The organism is Alteromonas sp. Cnat2-8, assembly GCF_022348355.1.
Taxonomy (GTDB): domain Bacteria; phylum Pseudomonadota; class Gammaproteobacteria; order Enterobacterales; family Alteromonadaceae; genus Alteromonas; species Alteromonas macleodii.
On record NZ_JAKREX010000001.1, the window covers coordinates 202,539 to 221,079 of the forward strand.

17 protein-coding genes are annotated in these 18,541 nt (G+C 43.7%); 2 read left to right on the forward strand and 15 right to left on the reverse strand.

Annotated features, from left to right (window positions below):
- Positions 1 to 209 precede the first annotated feature (209 nt).
- The 4 genes from MHN00_RS00905 to MHN00_RS00920 all read right to left on the reverse strand — a co-directional run bounded on the left by MHN00_RS00905 (position 210) and on the right by MHN00_RS00920 (position 5,270).
- The gene (locus MHN00_RS00905; RefSeq protein ID WP_239299890.1) at positions 210 to 1,547 is read right to left on the reverse strand and encodes a sigma-54 dependent transcriptional regulator; all 1,338 of its coding nucleotides are present in this window, start codon (positions 1,545 to 1,547) and stop codon (positions 210 to 212) included.
- Between the two features lie 16 nt (positions 1,548 to 1,563).
- The gene (locus MHN00_RS00910; RefSeq protein ID WP_239299892.1) at positions 1,564 to 2,706 is read right to left on the reverse strand and encodes an ATP-binding protein; all 1,143 of its coding nucleotides are present in this window, start codon (positions 2,704 to 2,706) and stop codon (positions 1,564 to 1,566) included.
- 136 nt (positions 2,707 to 2,842) lie between these two features.
- The gene (locus MHN00_RS00915; RefSeq protein ID WP_239218636.1) at positions 2,843 to 4,306 is read right to left on the reverse strand and encodes a sigma-54 dependent transcriptional regulator; all 1,464 of its coding nucleotides are present in this window, start codon (positions 4,304 to 4,306) and stop codon (positions 2,843 to 2,845) included.
- Between the two features lie 163 nt (positions 4,307 to 4,469).
- Positions 4,470 to 5,270 carry a flagellin gene (locus MHN00_RS00920; RefSeq protein WP_239299894.1) on the reverse strand — a complete coding sequence of 267 codons (801 nt, stop codon included), beginning with the start codon at positions 5,268 to 5,270 and terminating at the stop codon, positions 4,470 to 4,472.
- Between the two features lie 233 nt (positions 5,271 to 5,503).
- Between MHN00_RS00920 and pseB the strand changes: the two genes are divergently transcribed.
- Both pseB and pseC read left to right on the forward strand, forming a co-directional pair.
- Positions 5,504 to 6,505, forward strand: coding sequence for a UDP-N-acetylglucosamine 4,6-dehydratase (inverting) (gene pseB / locus MHN00_RS00925; protein WP_014975898.1), 1,002 nt, complete (start codon positions 5,504 to 5,506; stop codon positions 6,503 to 6,505).
- The gene (pseC, locus tag MHN00_RS00930) at positions 6,502 to 7,671 is read left to right on the forward strand and encodes a UDP-4-amino-4,6-dideoxy-N-acetyl-beta-L-altrosamine transaminase (RefSeq protein ID WP_239299896.1); all 1,170 of its coding nucleotides are present in this window, start codon (positions 6,502 to 6,504) and stop codon (positions 7,669 to 7,671) included. The genes pseB and pseC overlap by 4 nt, the downstream gene beginning before the upstream one ends.
- Here pseC and pseI read toward each other — a convergent pair.
- The 11 genes from pseI to fliD form a co-directional block, all read right to left on the reverse strand.
- Entirely contained in the window at positions 7,652 to 8,677 is a 1,026-nt protein-coding gene (gene pseI / locus MHN00_RS00935) for a pseudaminic acid synthase (RefSeq protein WP_014975896.1), read from the reverse strand. The genes pseC and pseI overlap by 20 nt on opposite strands.
- 3 nt (positions 8,678 to 8,680) lie before the next feature.
- Positions 8,681 to 8,908, reverse strand: coding sequence for an acyl carrier protein (locus tag MHN00_RS00940; RefSeq protein ID WP_014975895.1), 228 nt, complete (start codon positions 8,906 to 8,908; stop codon positions 8,681 to 8,683).
- A complete protein-coding gene (locus tag MHN00_RS00945) occupies positions 8,898 to 9,836 on the reverse strand; it encodes a ketoacyl-ACP synthase III (protein WP_239299898.1) in 939 nt (312 codons plus the stop codon). The genes MHN00_RS00940 and MHN00_RS00945 overlap by 11 nt, the downstream gene beginning before the upstream one ends.
- Before the next feature lies 1 nt (position 9,837).
- Positions 9,838 to 10,428, reverse strand: coding sequence for a hypothetical protein (locus MHN00_RS00950; RefSeq protein ID WP_239299900.1), 591 nt, complete (start codon positions 10,426 to 10,428; stop codon positions 9,838 to 9,840).
- Complete coding sequence (locus tag MHN00_RS00955; protein ID WP_039224837.1) at positions 10,428 to 11,072, reverse strand: acetyltransferase; 645 nt, start codon at positions 11,070 to 11,072, stop codon at positions 10,428 to 10,430. The genes MHN00_RS00950 and MHN00_RS00955 overlap by 1 nt, the downstream gene beginning before the upstream one ends.
- A gap of 9 nt (positions 11,073 to 11,081) precedes the next feature.
- On the reverse strand, positions 11,082 to 12,203 hold the full coding sequence (gene pseG / locus MHN00_RS00960; protein WP_239299902.1) for a UDP-2,4-diacetamido-2,4,6-trideoxy-beta-L-altropyranose hydrolase: 1,122 nt from the start codon (positions 12,201 to 12,203) through the stop codon (positions 11,082 to 11,084).
- Between the two features lie 2 nt (positions 12,204 to 12,205).
- Positions 12,206 to 12,901: a pseudaminic acid cytidylyltransferase gene (gene pseF / locus MHN00_RS00965; RefSeq protein ID WP_075176133.1), complete on the reverse strand. Its 696-nt coding sequence runs from the start codon at positions 12,899 to 12,901 to the stop codon at positions 12,206 to 12,208.
- Positions 12,902 to 12,979: 78 nt separating this feature from the next.
- Entirely contained in the window at positions 12,980 to 16,342 is a 3,363-nt protein-coding gene (locus tag MHN00_RS00970; RefSeq protein ID WP_239299904.1) for a 6-hydroxymethylpterin diphosphokinase MptE-like protein, read from the reverse strand.
- Positions 16,342 to 16,659, reverse strand: coding sequence for a hypothetical protein (locus tag MHN00_RS00975; protein ID WP_101563681.1), 318 nt, complete (start codon positions 16,657 to 16,659; stop codon positions 16,342 to 16,344). The genes MHN00_RS00970 and MHN00_RS00975 overlap by 1 nt, the downstream gene beginning before the upstream one ends.
- Positions 16,656 to 17,084 carry a flagellar export chaperone FliS gene (gene fliS, locus MHN00_RS00980; RefSeq protein ID WP_014975887.1) on the reverse strand — a complete coding sequence of 143 codons (429 nt, stop codon included), beginning with the start codon at positions 17,082 to 17,084 and terminating at the stop codon, positions 16,656 to 16,658. Before fliS ends, MHN00_RS00975 begins: the two co-directional genes overlap by 4 nt.
- A gap of 21 nt (positions 17,085 to 17,105) precedes the next feature.
- A complete protein-coding gene (gene fliD / locus MHN00_RS00985; RefSeq protein ID WP_014975886.1) occupies positions 17,106 to 18,536 on the reverse strand; it encodes a flagellar filament capping protein FliD in 1,431 nt (476 codons plus the stop codon).
- Between the last annotated feature and the right edge of the window lie 5 nt (positions 18,537 to 18,541).

An 18,541-nucleotide genomic window follows, 5' to 3' on the forward strand; every position in this document is an offset into this window, starting at 1 on the left:
AACATCGGCGTATAACTTATGTATAGAGGGGATTTAGCAAAGGGCTTGCCAACTTTAAAAAACAATATATATCAATAAGATAAATCAAAAATAAGAGGGTTAGCCAAATTTATGGCGTTTGATTTAGTGTGAGCAACAAAAAACCGCCGCCTTCTTTACTACAAAGGCGACGGATAAGGACGAGGAAACCGAAAGTGTAGAAAGCGACCTTATGCGGGCACTTCAATACCGTCTTCGCGCATGCGCGCTAATTTGTAACGAAGGGTTCTTGGACTAATGCCGAGCTTTTCTGCCACATCTTTACGCTTGCCGTTACACGACACCAATGTATCGAGGATAATTTGATGTTCTTGGTAGCGCAGCTCAGACCCTAGCCTATTTTCTTCAACATGCTCTTGCAGTGTTTCAACAGGTGCAGTCATGTCTTCGTCAATCATTAAATCGCTGGCGTCGATTTCATTGTGTTCACATAAAATAAGCGCCCTTTGAACCACGTTTTCTAGTTCGCGAACGTTCCCTGGCCAGCTGTATTGTGATAGCTTATTGCGTGCTGCTGCGCTTAACCTGATAGTACCCAGCCCTTGAGAACTAGCGTGACGCTGAACCAGGTGTTCGGCAAGAGGGACAATATCACCCGGACGTTCCGAAAGCGGGCGCCACTCAATAGGGAATACATTTAAGCGGTAGTACAAATCTTCTCTGAACTCTCCCGCATCCACTGCTTTTCTCAAATCTCTGTTACTTGTAGCAATAACACGGACGTTGAGCTTAACCGTTTTACGTCCGCCAAGACGCTCTACTTCGCGCTCTTGTAACACGCGTAGCAGTTTAGCTTGAAGCGCCAAATCCATCTCGGTTATTTCATCAAGTAACAGCGTACCGTCTTGGGCTTGTTCAAATTTACCCGGGCAAGCTTGGATTGCGCCGGTGAACGCACCTTTTTCGTAACCAAACAAGGTCGCTTCTAGCATATTCTCTGGTATGGCTGCACAGTTGATGGCGACAAATGGCGCTTCACTGCGCGGCGACTGATCGTGAATATAGCGAGACAGCACTTCTTTACCCGAACCGCTTGGTCCCATTACCATCACAGTGGCGTCGGACTTCGCGACTTTGCGAGAAAGCTCAAGTAACTTCAAGCTAGAAGGGTCAGCAACAATAGGCGTGCGTGACTCTATTTTTTGTGCAGGCGCGTAGCGTCCCACTAAATTAAGCAGTACTTCAGGGGCAAACGGTTTTGATAGATAATCTGTTGCGCCATCGCGCATTGCCTGCACGGCATCATCAATAGTGGCATAGGCTGTCATCAATAGCACTGGCATATTGGGGTACTTGGTCTTGATACTTTTAAGTAGCGTTAAACCGCTCATTTCGCCCATTTGAATATCGCTTACCACTAAGTCGACGGAGCGCGAAGACAGCACCATTAACGCTTCTTCAGCACAGTCAGCGGCAACAACCTCATAGTTACCTAACAGAAGGGTGTCTAGGAGTGCTTCGCGTAATCCTGCGTCATCTTCAACAATTAAAATGGTAGTTTTAGACATTATTCTCTCCTATGACCTACGCAACATGAGTCAATGTTTGTGAAGATTGAGCATTCACAACACACGGCAAAGACACACTAAAGCACGCCCCACCTTCTGGCATATTTGATACGCTAAGCAAACCGTTGTGGGCGTTTACGACGGATTTAACCACCGCAAGGCCAAGGCCCGTGCCATGAGTTTTAGTTGTGAAAAACGGTTCAAAAATTTTGTTTTTGAGTTTATCCGGTACGCCAGGACCTTTATCTATAATAGCCACATGCAAACGTTTATCAGACACTGCAGTTTCTACGTGTACGCACTCCCCTTTCGGAGTAACTTGGCTCGCGTTGTGAACAAGGTTTAATAACGCGCCTTGAAGCGCTGTAAGATTACCGGTAATAGATACGTTTTTATCGAAGCCACTAAAAGTTAGCGTTTGCTGTGCTTGAGCCGTCATGGTTTGGGCACTGCCTTCAATTGAAGTAAACAACTCTCCCAAGCTAATTTGGCTGACCACTTGTTCTTCCCCTGACTTAGCGAACAGCAGCATGTCGTTAACCTGACTCTCTAGCTCTTTAAGCCTGTCAGTTAGCTTGTTTGCAAATTGAGTTTGTGCTTCTTGTCCCAAGCCTTTGCGCGTTAAATTAGACGCATAGAGCATGGCCGCAGAAAGAGGCGTACGAATTTGGTGAGCCAAAGATGCTACCATTTTTCCCAAAGAAGACAGGCGCTGCATATGACTCACGCGTGCTTGCAGCTGCCGCGTTTCGGTTAAGTCGGTAATAACTATTAATTGCCCAGGCTCATTTTCTAATGGCGTGATAGAAAGCTTCACTCGGCGACCGTCAACAAGTGAGACTTCATGACCGTCATCAGCGCGAGGCTTGAATGAGCGCGTGATAATACTTCGCCACACTTCCTCTTCCAGCGGTTCACCTAACAGTGCTTTCGCTTGTTCATTGGCTTGGCGTACGATCCCTTTGCCGTCTATAACGATAACGCCCGCAGGCATTACCTGAAGTAAGTGTTCAAGTCGACTCGCCTGCAACCGTAAAGACGAAATATCGTCACTGCTTGACGGGTCGTATTCATCACGAGATATCGCATTATCAATACTATCTAACGCATAGCTTGATGCTGAGTACTCAGTTGATTGTGGTGTGCTGTCAAAAGCCATATTGCCCTCGTCAAATTGCAGACGCTGTTAAACTATGACTTAGATAAAGCAGAAGATGTGCCAATTCATCATTGGCTTATTTTTCAGTTAGATAGGATAAAATTATAGAGGAAAGCGCAACGTCAATTACCTGACATTACGCTTCTTCAGTACGTTGAATATCGTACTTCCGCATTTTCTCGACGAGCGTTGTTCTGCGCATACCAAGTTTGTCGGCAGCTCGAGCCACCACCCAATCTTGATTGTCTAACGCCTGTCGAATGAGGTTTACTTCCAACTCAGAAAGATACTCTTTGAGATTAACCCCTTCTTCAGGTAAAGATGAAGAAACCATTCCGTTCAGACCCTCATGGCTTTGCTCGTTAAGGTCTTCTTCTGGCTCTTGCGCGGCCGCTTCAGCAAAGAGTGCATTGAATGCTTCACGCTCAAGAATTTCTTCTGGATAATCAGGCTCGTAAGCCTGTACATCACCGTATTGATATTTCTCAGGTAAATCGGCGATATCAACGATTTGACCAGGATAAAGAATTGTTAAGCGTTCAACCAAGTTAGACAGCTCACGAACGTTGCCTGCCCATTCGTGCTCCATTAACGAGGCGATCGCTTGCTCGGTAAAGCGCACTCCTTCCACCCCATCACCTTGGATACGGCTATTTAGCTCTTGGAGCAGTAAGGGGATATCGTCTTTTCTTTGTCTAAGTGCAGGGCTATCAATCGGGAATACGTTGAGTCGGTAATACAAGTCCTCACGGAACTTGTCTTCATTGATCATGGTTTCCAAATTGCGGTGCGTCGCGGCGATGATGCGTACGTTACACTGAAGGGGTTTGTTGCCACCTACGCGCTCGAAGGTACGCTCTTGTAACACGCGCAATAATTTAACCTGCATCTGAAGCGGCATATCGCCGATTTCATCCAGAAACAACGTACCGCCTTCCGCTAACTCAAAACGGCCTTTACGCGCGCTGATTGCGCCAGTAAACGCCCCTTTTTCGTGACCAAATAGCTCGCTTTCTAACAGCTCGCCAGGAATGGCACCGCAGTTTACCGGAATAAATGGCCCGTCTTTGCGTTCAGATAAGAAGTGAACATTACGTGCAACGACCTCTTTACCCGTTCCAGACTCTCCTAGAATCAAGACAGTGGCATCAGTCGGAGCAACCTGTTCAACTAATCGACGAACTATTTGTATTTGTTCGCTTTTACCAATAAGGCTTCTAAACAGTCGCGTCTTTGTTCCCGATGTACGAGACAAGCTCGGTTTGCGCCTTGAGTATTCTTGGCAACGATGGATAGCTTGGGTCAAAACGGGATAGGTTAATGGCGTTGCAATAACGCTAACGAGATTACAACCTGCTGATGCTTGGCTATTATTTTCAACCAATGCTACAAATGGTATGTGAGGAAACTTCTCAACCAGTCCACTGACTATGGCTGGCGATATGTGCTCTATAAGAACAGCATCAGCTCCACTATCTTGCAAATACCGTTCGCAATCACTAAAGCCTCGCGATTGACACGATTCTCCCATGAAGGTAACGATAGTTTCCAAGTTTTGAATAAGTTCCTGGTTGTCACTAACCAGCAAAATGTTCTTCATCAATTCCCCGAGAACGCTTTGTTATTATTTACAGTTTAGCGCATTTATAAATTGTAACGACAAAAGATCGGAGCGCAACCGCTGTTTTCGGAAATGTATCAATAAAAAAAGCAGGTTACCCTGCTTCTTTCGATTAATTTTAGCAAAATTAACGTATGTTGGTTTAACTCAACAGTGATAAAACCTGACTTTGCTGCTGATTCGCTTGCGCTTGAACGGTTAGCGCCGCCTGACCAAGCACATCGTTTGACGCCTGCTGTGACACAGCTTGAGCAAAATCAAGATCTTGAATGCGGCTACGCGCTTCAGCGGTGTTCACGTTAGCTTGAGTAAGAGAACGCGCCGCACTCTCGAAACGGTTTTGGGTAGCACCTAAATCGCCTCGCGCGTTACCGAGCGTTTCAATTGCAGCATCAGTTGCACCTAGCGCATCTTCAATGCTAGTGCCAGATGTAATATCGATAGCCAGTACATCATTTAATTGAGCAGCAACATCTTGTGTATTGACGCTTATTGATTGACCCGCACTTGAACCTGATTGGAATTCAAGTGAGCCATTTTCAGATAATAACGGCTTGCCAGCAAAATTCGTCTGCTCAATGGTTTGGGAGATATTCTCTTGTAGCTGTGTTATTTCAGATTGGATAGCACGGCGATCGCCACTGCTCAAAACACCATTACCAGATTGTAAGGTAAGTTCGCGAATGCGGTTTACATCGTCATTGATGCTGCCTAAACCACCCTCTGCAACCTGCGCCACCGAAATTCCGTCGTAAACGTTATTAATAGCCTGGCGGTTGCCTTCTACTTCTGAAGTTAACCGATCGATGATTTGCTGGGCCGCTGAGCCGTCAGTTGCATCGTTAATTTTCTTACCACTGGCAAGCTTCTCAAACAGGTTATTTTGCTTTTCTTGGATTTGACCAATAAGCGAGTTACCTGAATCGGAACCTATTTTAATCATGAGGCTACCCTATTAAACTTTCACTTAATATAGTGTAGTAAATAGACAGAAGAATAACGAGTGACTGTTTTTTTAAAGAGTATGAAAATGAATACCCAACGGCTCAACGGTATCGTTACTGTTGAGTATTTCACTTTTTATTTAAGGAAGACTCGTTAAAAACTAATGGTTTATGGCATTGTTGCCGACACATGATATATTTAAACGATAATCATAAAAATCGTGGGCGATCTATGTTTGACGGCAAGTCTATATTGATAACAGGTGGTACAGGTTCGTTCGGTCATAAATACACCGAAAATTTGTTATCACGCTATAACCCCAAGCGCTTAATTATCTATTCGCGTGACGAGCTAAAACAGTTCGAAATGCAGCAGAAATTTAATGCTCCCTGCATGCGCTACTTTATCGGTGATGTGCGAGATAAAGACCGCCTTACGCGCGCAATGCAAGGGGTAGACTACGTTATCCATGCTGCCGCCATGAAACAAGTTCCGGCTGCTGAATATAATCCCACGGAGTGCATCCGCACTAATATCGATGGCGCTGAAAACGTTATAAACGCAGCTATTGATAATTCGGTAAGCAAAGTTATCGCGCTGTCGACCGACAAAGCAGCTAACCCCGTTAATTTGTACGGTGCGACTAAGCTCGCTTCCGATAAGCTGTTTGTTGCAGCAAATAATATGGTTGGCGCGGGCAGACCTCGATTTTCTGTAGTGAGATACGGGAATGTAGTGGGCTCTAGAGGCTCGGTTGTTCCGTTTTTCAATAAGCTCATTGAAGAAGGCACTGACCATATTCCGGTTACGCATAAAGATATGACGCGATTTTGGATAACACTTCAGCAGGGCGTCGACTTTGTTTTGAAGAATTTCGAACGCATGATGGGTGGCGAAATATTTGTGCCCAAAATACCGTCAATTAGAATTACCGATTTAGCCGAAGCCATGGCACCAGGTGTACCAATTAAGATAGTGGGTATTCGACCTGGCGAGAAACTTCACGAAATGATGTGCCCTGGCGACATGGCCTTTCACACTTTCGAATATGACGATCACTTTGTCATTGCACCATCCATCAAGTTCTTCCACAGGAGTAATAACTTTACTTCAAACGGACTGGAGGAAGTAGGTAAGCCAGTTTCAGATGGTTTCGAATATGTATCTGATACAAATCCACATTTTCTCACGGTAGAGGAAATAGTTTCCTGTAATAAGGATGCGGATAAGTGATCCCATACGGACGTCAGTCGATTGATGAAGATGACATTAACACCGTCGTTAATTCACTAAAATCCAACTGGCTAACGCAAGGCCCAGCCGTACCAGCCTTTGAAGAAGCTCTGACTCTGCAAAGCGGTGCTAAGCATGCTGTAGCGGTTAACAGCGCTACGTCAGCACTGCACCTCGCTTGCCTTGCTCTTGGAGTAGAGAAAAACGATACGGTATGGACCAGCCCCAACTCCTTCGTTGCCTCTGCGAATTGTGCACTTTACTGCGGTGCCGAGGTAGACTTTGTTGATGTAGAGCCCACAACAGGCAATATGGATGTAAGTGCATTAGCCGCAAAGTTAGCGCAGGCTAAAGAGCATGGGACCCTTCCCAAAGCTGTCATTCCCGTGCATTTCGCAGGTCAATCATGCGACATGAAAGCTATTGCGGCGCTCGCTGAAAAATATCACTTTCGTATTATCGAAGATGCTTCTCACGCTATTGGCGCGAAATACCGCGATCAGCCAGTTGGAAGCTGTCAGTATTCAGACATTACGGTTTTCAGTTTTCACCCCGTTAAGATAATCACTACGATGGAAGGGGGCGCGGCGTTAACTAATAAAAACGAGTTAGCACGAAAAATTCAGCTGATGCGAAGCCACGGCGTTACGGCAGTTCAAGACGAAATGACAGAAGTTTCTCATGGACCTTGGTACTACCAACAGGTGCTATTGGGCTTTAACTACCGCATGAACGATGTAGAGGCTGCACTAGGCACAAGTCAGCTAACAAAACTGGCTCAATTCGTTGAGCAAAGAAATGTACTCGCGGCTTTTTATGACAATGCATTCGAACATCAAGCCAATATCACGCCTCTGGATGTAAAAAGTAACTGCTACAGTAGCTATCACTTGTACGTTGTAAGAGCCACAAGGTTGAACTCTGAAACGCATAAAATTGCTATAGAGACCTTGAGAGCGAAGGGAATTTTTGCTCACGTCCACTACATTCCCATTCACCTTCAGCCATTTTATCAAAAATTAGGCTTCAAAAAAGGTGACTACCCGCATGCCGAACAATACTATCACCATGCTATTACGCTACCTCTTTACCCGTCGTTAACGCAAGAAGAAGCGCAATACATAGTCGATACGACAATTGACGTTGTTAATCAATTATCGAGTTAACTTCAAGTTCTAATATAGGCTCGCCAATGTTGTAATGTTTAGACGCATCACGACTAAGAAGTGCGTCTAAATGTTGCGGTGCTAAGCCAAACCCAGTTCTAAGTGACTTAACATTATCGTGGGTAAAGGGCTGCCCTTTTTGAATGGGTGCACTGGCGTAAAGCGAACGACGTCTTAGCTTATCTTTTTCGCTTACCGCATAGGTGACTTTACCTAAAGTCTGCTCTACTTGGCGAACGCTTTCTACCATATCAGAAAATTCCCTAGGCTCCATCGAAAACGCTGAATCTGGCCCACCAAGCGATCTGTCTAAAATGAAGTGCTTCTCTATTACTCTCGCTCCCAATGCGGTAGCTGTTATGGGTACAATAGAGCCCATGGTATGGTCAGAAACACCTACAGTCACATCAAATCTAGCGCGCATATCGGCCATGGTTTTCAGATTAGCATCAGCAAGAGTGGAGGGATAATTCGAGGTGCATTTTAGTAGTGTTACCTGATGGTTGTTTTCCCTATGACAGGTTTCCAATGCTAAGGAAATATCCGCCTCTTGAGCAACTCCCGTAGAAATAATTATGGGTTTCCCCGTTTTTGCTACCGCCCTGATTAAAGGAATATCTGTGATTTCAAAGGAGGCTATTTTGTATAGGGGAACGTTCAGTTGCTCTAGAAATGCCACGCCATCTACATCAAATGGACTAGAAAAAAACACCAAGCCTAGCTCTTGAGCCACTTTCTGCAGTGGCTCGTGCCATTCGTAAGGCATAGACGCTTCTTTGTATAAATCCCACAAAGTACGCCCTTTCCACAGCCCTTCTTTGCGCTTTCCAAAAATGTCATTATCAACATTGATAGCTAGCGAATCTGCGGTGTATGTTTGTACTTTAACCGCATTGGCACCTGCTTTCGCCATCGCCTTTATCGTATCGACGGCCAAATCAAAATCGTTATTGTGATTGGCAGACAGCTCGGCAATGATGAAGACTTGGTCGTTAAATGGATACATCTGCTAAGACTTATTAAAATATACAAGCACGTCGTTAATAGACGTTAACTTATCGAGATCTTCATCTGGGACAGTAACGCCAGTCTTACCTTCAAGTTCAACAAATAGATTGAATAGATCTAAGCTATCTAACCCATACTCAGAAAATGCTTGTTCGCTGCCTAGGTTGCTTACATCAGTAGTCACACCAGAGTCAGTCATTGCTTGTTTTACATCTGCTTCAGTTAACATATTCTTCATTCCTCTTTAATAGGCATGTGGCCCACGAAAACCCGACCCCAAACCCGCTTAAAACGAGTCGCGCTGAGTTATCGTTAGACAAATAGTTTTTCAATATTAGGGGGATAGACGAAGAAACGGTGTTACCCGTATTTTCCAGTGCTTTAATAAACTTAGCTTCACTACCTTTGAAGCGTCTTGCTATGGCGTCAACAATAGCTAAGCTTCCTTGGTGTAAAATAAACGCGTCCACACTCTCTTCGGGCCAATCGTTCTTTTCTAATAACGTTTTTATTGCAGGAGCAACGTTCAACGAGGCAAAGTTAAAAACTTGCCTACCATTCATATAAAGCTCGCCTTGTTCAACCTTTAAATGTTCAGCGCCTTTTCCATCAGTACCAAATGAGCAGTCTGACACCACAAGCTGTGGATTTTCACCCATCCATGTGGCAGTAGCGGCGTCGCCGAACAGCATAGAGGTTGTTCTATTAGGCGTTGTAATTACTTTTGAATACGGATCAGCGGTTACCAATACACCATTCTTTTTGCCAGAAGCCGCTAAGAAGCCTTGTAAAATCGATAACCCATATACATACCCTGAGCACCCAAGTGAAACGTCAAACGCCGCAACATGAGTAGGTAGTGCTAACTTTTTATGAACTAATGCCGCACAGTGAGGCAAGCCTTGCCCGTCGGGGTTTTGTGTTACAACAATAAGGGCATCGATGTCTTCTTTGGCAAGATCAAACTCACACAGCAACGCATCAACCGCTTTTACCGCTATATCAGAGGTGTCATCACCTTGTTCTAACCTTGGCAAAAAGCGCGCGCCAAGCTTAGTCTCAACAAATGATGCCGACTCCTCGAAGGTCTCTGCTTGTTTGAAGTTATCGACACCTTCTTTCGGTATGTAACTTGAAATAGCTTTAATGCCTATCATGCTATTCTCCAACAATGAACCGTACGGTTCCAAAACGTTTTCCATCGATAACAACGTCGTTAATTGAAAACTTGTTTTGCATTATCCGCGTGGTTTTAATTGAAAGACTTTCATAACCTATCGGCAGTTCATCAAAAAAGTTAAGCTGCCCCACTAACCACTTGCCCGTCTTTAGACTAAAGAGTGTGTTATGGAGTTTTTTCGTCAAGGCAACCACTAGTTCTACAGTTGTGCAGTCGTTACGAAAAAAAGAAGTCGCCTGCTGCTCATCAGACATGACATCAGCACGTTGTACTAGTATATCTTCGTCAAATGGGTAGGATTCCTGTACTTGCCCTTCTGTCTCAACAATCACGCCTCGCGTTCTTTCTTGTGTGTTCTTATCAAGAAGCTCAACTGTACCAACAATGTTTTTTTCAACATCATCTTCGAGCTGCCCAAACAAAGCCTCACACTGCCGATGAATCAATTGTTTAAACACGAGTTTGGTTACGATTTGATTTTCTTCACACACTGCAGTGCTAAACCACGTATAAAAGTCGGTACTATGGAGGTAGTTTCTCGAGCCTTTAAATTTGAGCTGTGTTTTCATTATCGAATCCTCTTAGCCGGATTTCCCAACATGGTAGACTCAGGGGCAACGTCCTTAAAAATTGCTGCTCCTGCTGCCACTGTGCTGTACATCCCAACACGCACGCTGTCTCTCACAACGGAATTTGGCGCTATTTGTACACCTTCCTCAATGTGTGCATAGCCACACAGTGTTGAATTAGGGCCTATATCGACTAAATCATCAACCGCAACATCATGCCCTAAATTAGCATTAGCGCGAATAAAGCAGTTGTCACCCACTCTTGTACCGGGCTGAAGCACAGTATTTGCTGCAATGACAACACCGCAACCGAGTTTAACGTTAAAACCGATGTTCGCTGACGGATGTACCAGCGTAGCTAACCGGTGCTGTGGAATGTTGAGACGCTTAAACTTTTCTGCACGGGCTTTCATTTTTCCCACGGACAACAGTGCATAAACGAATAACGTATCTTCGTCTAAACTTTCCCATTCATGGGGCGCGCCCAAAACTGGCCATCGCTCTATATATTCACCTGCAGGAATATTGTCATTCAAAAAGCCGACTAGCTCTAAAGGCTCGCCAATCTTTATTAGATCAAGCACGATTTGTGCGACAACCAAGCCGTTACCGCCACCACCTATAATCACTACCTTTTTCAACACATCCTGCCTTTATTTGATAATTTCATCTACCCACGGTTGATTGTGGTTGTATGCTTCCATAATCGATAACGCGCTTTGTGACATTGTTTTCAATGTATCTGGAGAGCATCGCAAATTCTCAAGCACATTGACAACGCGTTGTTGAATTTTTTCTAAGCGCTTCGACTCTGTGCTGTAGTCCCCAACATAGACCGCGGCCCCCTTTTCTTCTAATGCGATCGCTTGCGCAACTTGATTTTGTGCAATAGCGAGGACAAGGGTCGGTAGCGCCATTTTACAACGCTCCCAGGACATGGTGCCACCACCACCAATTGCCAGGTCAGCCTGCGCCATTAATGATGAAATATTCGAAGCTTGCACATGTAATTTAAAGCCGTGCTGAGTACAAAATGCGTGTATTAACGGCTTAAATGGGTGATGCTCTCCAATGATGACGTCAACGCTAACGGGTTCATTTAAGCTTGTGCACCACTTTGCGAGCAGCTCGCAGATAAATAGAGTGGCATTGTCTTTATCCATTCCTCCAAAGCATACAAAAATGCGCTTTAGTGCTTGAGGCAATGTAGGGGGGGAAAATGCAAACTCTTCTCGCAACGGAAAATACTGGGGACCGATCATGAGCTTAGTATTATTTTGAATTTTTCCATCCCATTTTTTCTGAGCATCAAGTACTAAATTAGGGTCAATCAATACATCACATTTTAGTGTTCGGTCGGCCAGCCCATCAATAACGACAACTTTTGCATTTAGGGCTTCTTTTAACGCAATGTGCCACTGTGAAGTCAAAGAAAAATGATCTACAACAACAATAACGCGCTCGTTTAATGTTGTATGGTGCAATGCCGCTAATGACTCACGCGCATCATTGGATTCTGTTCCACCTAACCAATGAGCGTGAGGACACCAGTTTCCTGCGTATTCTTGAGCGTTGGAAGTCGGTAACTCGATTACCTTAAAATCTGCGCGTCTGATTTCATCTAAACAATGCCCCTTGTGAGGCTTTGAAATAAAGTATATTGAAATACCGCGCGCTCTTAATAGCTTTGCCAGTGTAAGGCAGCGCATAACATGGCCAGTTCCTATGTGTTCACCACTGTCTACGCGCACCAACGCTGTAATCGAGTTGTTCATTTTCACAGCCCTCGAGACTGGATCGCTCTGAATAGAAGCTCTGCGGTTTCCCAATCTTCTTCGGTATCGATATCTTGCACGCGGTATCTTGGCATCAGAAACGCGGTGGCGTGATGAGAATACATTGGCAAATTCTTTAGAAAAGCGTCAGCCTTGCCCCAGTAGAATTGCCCTGCGTCATGGTAGGCTTCCAGCAGATCCTGAGAGCGTGTTTTCATGTGCTGTTTATCAAACATTTCAATATCACCTTGCGGCGTAAAATGGAAAGCACGTTGAATAGGAAAAGGAAAGCTTGTTGCAGAGAAACAGAAGTCCTTCTTCGAACTTTTTAATTTTGCAAACGCATTCACTAAGTCTTCCGATGTAACAAAAGGTGCGGTAGCGTAAAGCACACAACAGTAATTTGCTGGTTTTTCGTTGTCGGCCAGCCATGTCAACGCGTGATTAACAACATCGCGAGTTACCGCATGGTCATCAGACAATTCAGCTGGACGAACAAACGGAACGAAAGCCCCTTTTTCAATAGCAAACTGCGCAATTTCGTCATCGTCAGTACTTACAATAACCTTATCAAATTCCTTTGAGGCTAGAGCAGCTTCTATAGACCAGGCAATAATAGGTTTATTGCAAAAAAGGCGGAGGTTTTTTCGCAAAATGCGTTTGCTACCACCTCGCGCTGGGATTATTGCTACATTCATAAGTGTCTCTGCTGTTAGCGTATATCGGTTTAGCTACTTCTGACGCTAGTGGCACGGTGATTGAGTAATTTGCTCACGCTAAGACGACTTCTTTTTATTAAAAATGATCTTTGTTTTACAAAGTGATGCTTCTAACGGTCTTGGACATAACCAAAATCTATCACCGGCTTCATTGGTCATCTCTTTATCGGCAAGAGGCTCAGAAGCTAAAGCAAACATGCTGTACGTTTCAAAAGACGTCATACTATTTGACAACTTGTGGAAGTAATCATCGAAAAAACTCCCCCAATCCTCTTTCTCAAGCTTAGGAAACACCAATTTCAGTTTATTGCTCGAAACTAGCGCGAGTACCGCAGTAAACACGGATTTTTCCACGCCTTTTTTATCCGAATTGTTAAAGGGACTGAATACCAAAACGTCGGTTTCCGCTGTGTTGAAACCTTCATGTAATTCTAGCAAGAGTTCAGGTTCGTTTGTTATGAATGCCGCTCGGCTAACTTCAGGCTTGCGCTTTTTCAAATCAGCAGCACTTGAGATAAATTCAAGTTGATAGCGATGTTGACTGTTATCAATATTTTCGTTTAGGCCAAGAGTCTCAATAATATGGCTAGCAGAATCACTAATAAAGCCCACGTTCTTACTCTTTACGTATTCTGATAAGGTGATCTCTTGTCTTTCTTTTGTGAAACTTGAAACTGAGTCAAAAGCATCAGGATACATCGAAACACTCGTTAACGCGTCATCAAGAAAGTTGTGCCAACACGATTTAATAGCTTCGAATTTCTCCATCACTAGTTCGTCATTTTTGAAATGCGTTAATTTACTGAAAATGCTGTTTATGTAATTCGAAGTACCATTGAAGTAAAAAAATAAAATGGAGCTTTTACGCAAATACGCCTCGACTAAGAACTTGCGCTGATCGAACACCAGTTTATCGATATCTTCGCGCCCATTAAATTCTTTGTCAGATAGCGCTTTAAAATTGGTGATGTCCTCTATTAGCGCATCATGATTAAACCGTTTAGCAAAACGTTGTTGGAATTCAGCTACCGGAATAGGAACATGAGCCTGAGTTTGAATCCAGCTCATCGCAGCCTGTTTGTCTTCCAATGAATTAGTAATAATTAACGCGTCTTGCTCTAATGGAGGACTTCCAACGATTTTTGCGCCATCGTTTAAATTATAAACATCGGCATCACTGAAAGCAGATAAAGTTTTCTCAATCACCGACTTTGACATGTTGAATTCAAACTTGGTATTTACATAGGGTCTAAAGTTCCCTCGCACTACCAATGAAGTGTCTATGCGCTCTGCGTGATTAAACAGTTCTCCGCCATCTTTTTTATAATAGCCTGAGGATTTAGAGTGATGGTGATTAACATCAACCATCCCCAAGTCAACGCCGAATAGATAAACTTGTTTAAAGCCCAGTTCTAACACGTAATTAATGACAAAATTCGATACGGTAGGATAGGAAAAATGAAGGTATGGCAATTCTAACTCAGGAAAGAGTTCCTTCATAAAAACCGTTGACGACTCACCTTCTTTGAAAGCGAGAAAGGTGTCTTTATAGAGCTTTATTGTATCAGGGTGAACACCATTACAGCTGATAAAATTGATCTGCTTTAAATAGTCTTTATCGCCTATACGCGATGCCCAATCGAAAGACGCTCGGTTCGACTCTACTTCTGCGTGAAAGTCAGGAACAATACCATTACTGTGCATTGCCTGTAAGGCTGTGCCGCAAGATATGACTATAGCTCGCTCCCTTTCTTCCTTCAAAAGGGGCAGTAAATTATCAAGAGAGGGGCCATTTCCGACGATAAATACCGCTACCTCACTTAAATTTCTACTGAGCTCCGGCACGCCAGATTTGCGATAAAAGCCTATATTATTTTCTACCGCCCATTTCGTATGCGTCGTGCCAAAGCGAGAATGCTCGAAGTATTCCCCCATGGCGACAATTAAGCGCAGGTCTTCTCTTAGCTTATCAACCGCAGGAAGAAGCACTTCGTTATCATAACCGAGTGTTAAGTAGGTATTGGCAATGATATGTGTTCCGATAGAGTGGAATTGACTTAAAAGGTCCCGTACGAGGTTAGTTCCGTCATCCCCGATGTTAAGGTAAATACGGTGCCGTTTTTCTTCAACTTTGTTCAGAATTGCCGCCCAATCTATCGCAAACAGAGAAGCAAAAAAGTAGTCTCGGTTGGGTTCGCAAACAAAGAGTTTTTCTATATCTCGCGAGTCACTGAGCGCTTCTAACTCATATCCTGCTCCCATGCCAAAAAGGAGCATCGATTTAACGGTTTCCGGTAGCTTACTTTCTTCCTCTTCCATTCCCGCCAAATGTTCTTGGATTTTCCTTACCATTTTATGATGCGAATAATGAATGAGTTTCCCCCCTGCGTAGCCTAATATTAGGTTATCGCGGTTGGGCTGCTTCACAAATGCTTCATAAGCTAGTTCAGACTCGCGTTTTGGGCTGTCACCGTAAAGCGGTGTGCAGGTCTCTATATGGAAGAGGTTTACTTCACCTGATTGATTAGCTTTTGGCTCCCACTTGACCGGCTTGTAGTCGCTGAATTCTTTAGCTATATCAGGGTAATACTTCGCAAACGCTTCAATGTTATTATCAAAAACGTCTTTACTAAGGTTACTGGTCGCCCAATCATTGGATGTAACCACCGGACTCCAAGGAACTAAATAGTCGTCAAATGGCTGCGAGGAAGAAAATGAAAATAGCCGCTTTTGCACGTCTTTAATTGTTAACCCAGATAGACTTTTAAGTACTGAGTCAAAGCTCGCACTATGATAATGCTGATAAAAATGAACTGAAGCAAAAGGACTTACCTGCTTTAATTCACTTAAATCTTCTAATACAGAACTACCGTCTAACTGGCTTTGAAAATAAATTGCCGTTCCCTTCTCTGCAGCAACTTTGAAAATTTCTGGCCAAACACCGGTGAGCATAGAGCAATGTGTGAATTCAAAATTAGGCTCGTAAAGGACGATACTTTTGAAGTTAGTTTCATTTACCAATTTAAGTAGGTGAATTCCAAGAGCCAACCCCAGTACAACTAACACTTCTGCATCGTCTTCGATAGGCTTGGATTGCCGAGAAAAGCCGTTTTTGTCCAATACCCAAGGAGAACTTATAAACGAGTCTACATGTTGGTGAATACTTGCGGTTACCTGTTCCCCGTAAAAGACCTTGCCGCTATTAAAGTCGACAATATCGAGTTCTTTATCTTTGTTAACGAAAACTGAGGTGGATGTACTTCTCGCCCGAATGAGCTGAGTAAAGATAGCCGGCATTACGCGCTTGAAAGCTATTAGGCTTTTTTCTTTGTTCTTTTTAATCGCGTACGCAGATTCAACTTCTAGCGATGTTTGTTTATCTTCATCATCTAAAAGGTAGAATTTAATAGCTTTAAGCATTATTTTTTATATCTCTTTGCCGCTTTTTGCGCTCTTGAAAAGCCAACTATCTCCTCTTTTGCAGCTAACTTCAACTTAAGCGCAAGTTCTTCTAATTCTTGATTAATAATTAGTTCATTTTCAGCGAAGGTAGTGCGTTCATTTCCAGAGAGTCTGCTTAACTCGCGTAGAACCAACGAATGTCGCAGGCTGATTAGATGATGGAAAGTTTCAGTTGAAAGCGCGGCAGGCTCTGCTGCCACGCAAACCGCAATTGCTGCGTTAACTTTGCTTAGGAAAAGAGGTGTAGATGAATGGTTTAACTTATCGACGTTCAAATCGCTTGCTTACTTTCTCGTTGCGCTCGAAACGCCTCTTCTTTTGCTTCTTGGGGAATCTGCACCCAAGCATCTCTAATCGGCGATAACAGTGAAGATACCTCATCTAACAACTTTATATCATTGTTAACATGAGCCTCGTTCAGTTTCTCGATCATAAATTCATAGAGGGCAAACATGTTTTCAGCAACTTCGCCGCCCACTTTTACATCTAACGTATCGCGCAGATGAATAATAATGGCCGTTGCTTTCGAAATAAATGTCGCCTTCTCTTGCAACTCTTTTCGTTCCATTGCACCTTTCGCGTATGCAATCCTGTCTAGCGCGCCTTGAAGCAGCATCAAGGTCAACTTGTGAGGATCTGCATTGGCAACATCTTGCTTTAAATTACCTTTTTTGTAGGCATTAATACCTTTAAGAGACATACTTTCTCCGAAACTCGTACGTTATAGTGCGGCTAATAATGCCGAGCTTGTCTGATTCAACTGTGCCACAGTCTGGTCTAAGTTAAGGTACTTGCTTCGTAAGATTTGCTCATAGTTGAACATACGAAGCTCCAAAGTTTCCCTTTCAGAATAAACACCTTCTCTATTCTCTTTCGCCGTTTTTTCGCGCAGAGAAATAAGGCCTCCAGATGACGTAAACTCATCAACGAAATCGTATAAGCGAACCGCTATACCTTCATTTTCGTCTGTAAACAATGTAGCGATATCGTCGAAATTGTCTTCCAACGCATCTTTTAATCTGTCTTCCCCAGACCCAATTCCAAAGTCTGACGAACTAATTTCTAACTTTCCATCTTCGTCTAGCTCTATACCAAGTCTGAATAACCCACCGAGCTGTGAAGTAGACACGTTATCGCCAATGATAGATGATAGTCCAGACTGGATTCCTCTTAACAATGAGTCTCCAGCAAGCGCACCATCTTCTTCCAACTCAGATTCACCATAGCGCGTCAACGTTCCAATTTCGTCAATAATCGCATTATAGTTATCTACAAAATCCCTAATTTTCTGTTCAAGACCTTCTTTGTCAAAACCGATTTTCAACGTCGTCGACAAAAAGTTGCCCGCATTATCTTTGGGTGAGATCTCGTTAACATCAAAAGTGACGTTTTGAATTGTGTTTTCGAACTTATTTGACTGGCTTTGAACTTCAATTCCGTCAACAAATGCAATTGCGTTTTTGGCAGATTCAATGTTAGCAGCGCTAATGTTATTAGTTCCACCCGCAGTTGAAAGTCTGTCTAGTTCTGCAGCGCCTGTATCATTGTTGATAACTAGATCATTGCCATCACCGGTCTCTTCAGACAGAAACACCAGGCGAGGCCCTTCGGCAGTACCTGTATCAATAATATTTGCGGTTACACCGAAATTATCGTCTGCGCTGTTGATCGCTTCTCTGAGGTCTACAAGAGATGTGCCAGAATCAACGTTGATAGTAAATGAATCACCACCAGGAATGCTAAAGGTCAAAGAACCCGTTCCAGAACTTAAAACAGGATCTGAACTTGAAGTGAAAGCACCCGCGTCTGTAGTTATGCGACTTCCCGATGCAAGTTGTTGCACGGTAATATCGTAACTTCCGCGTAATGCTGAGCTCGACGCATCAGCAGATAAAACGTCGTCATCTTCTGAAGGATTAACGATTGTAGGCTCTCGACCGTTAATATCAGTATCGCTACGTAAGTCATCGACAGCATCTTTAAAATCTGACAACTTAGACTTTATCTGTCCAAGACCAGAGATTTCTGCTTCGATCTTTTCTTCTTTTGTGTTGAGCCTTTCCTCTTTAGGCAATCTCTCAGCATCTAAAAGCTGCTGGACAAGATCATCAAGAGCTAAACCTGAACCTACACCTAGCGACTGAATAGTCATAACCT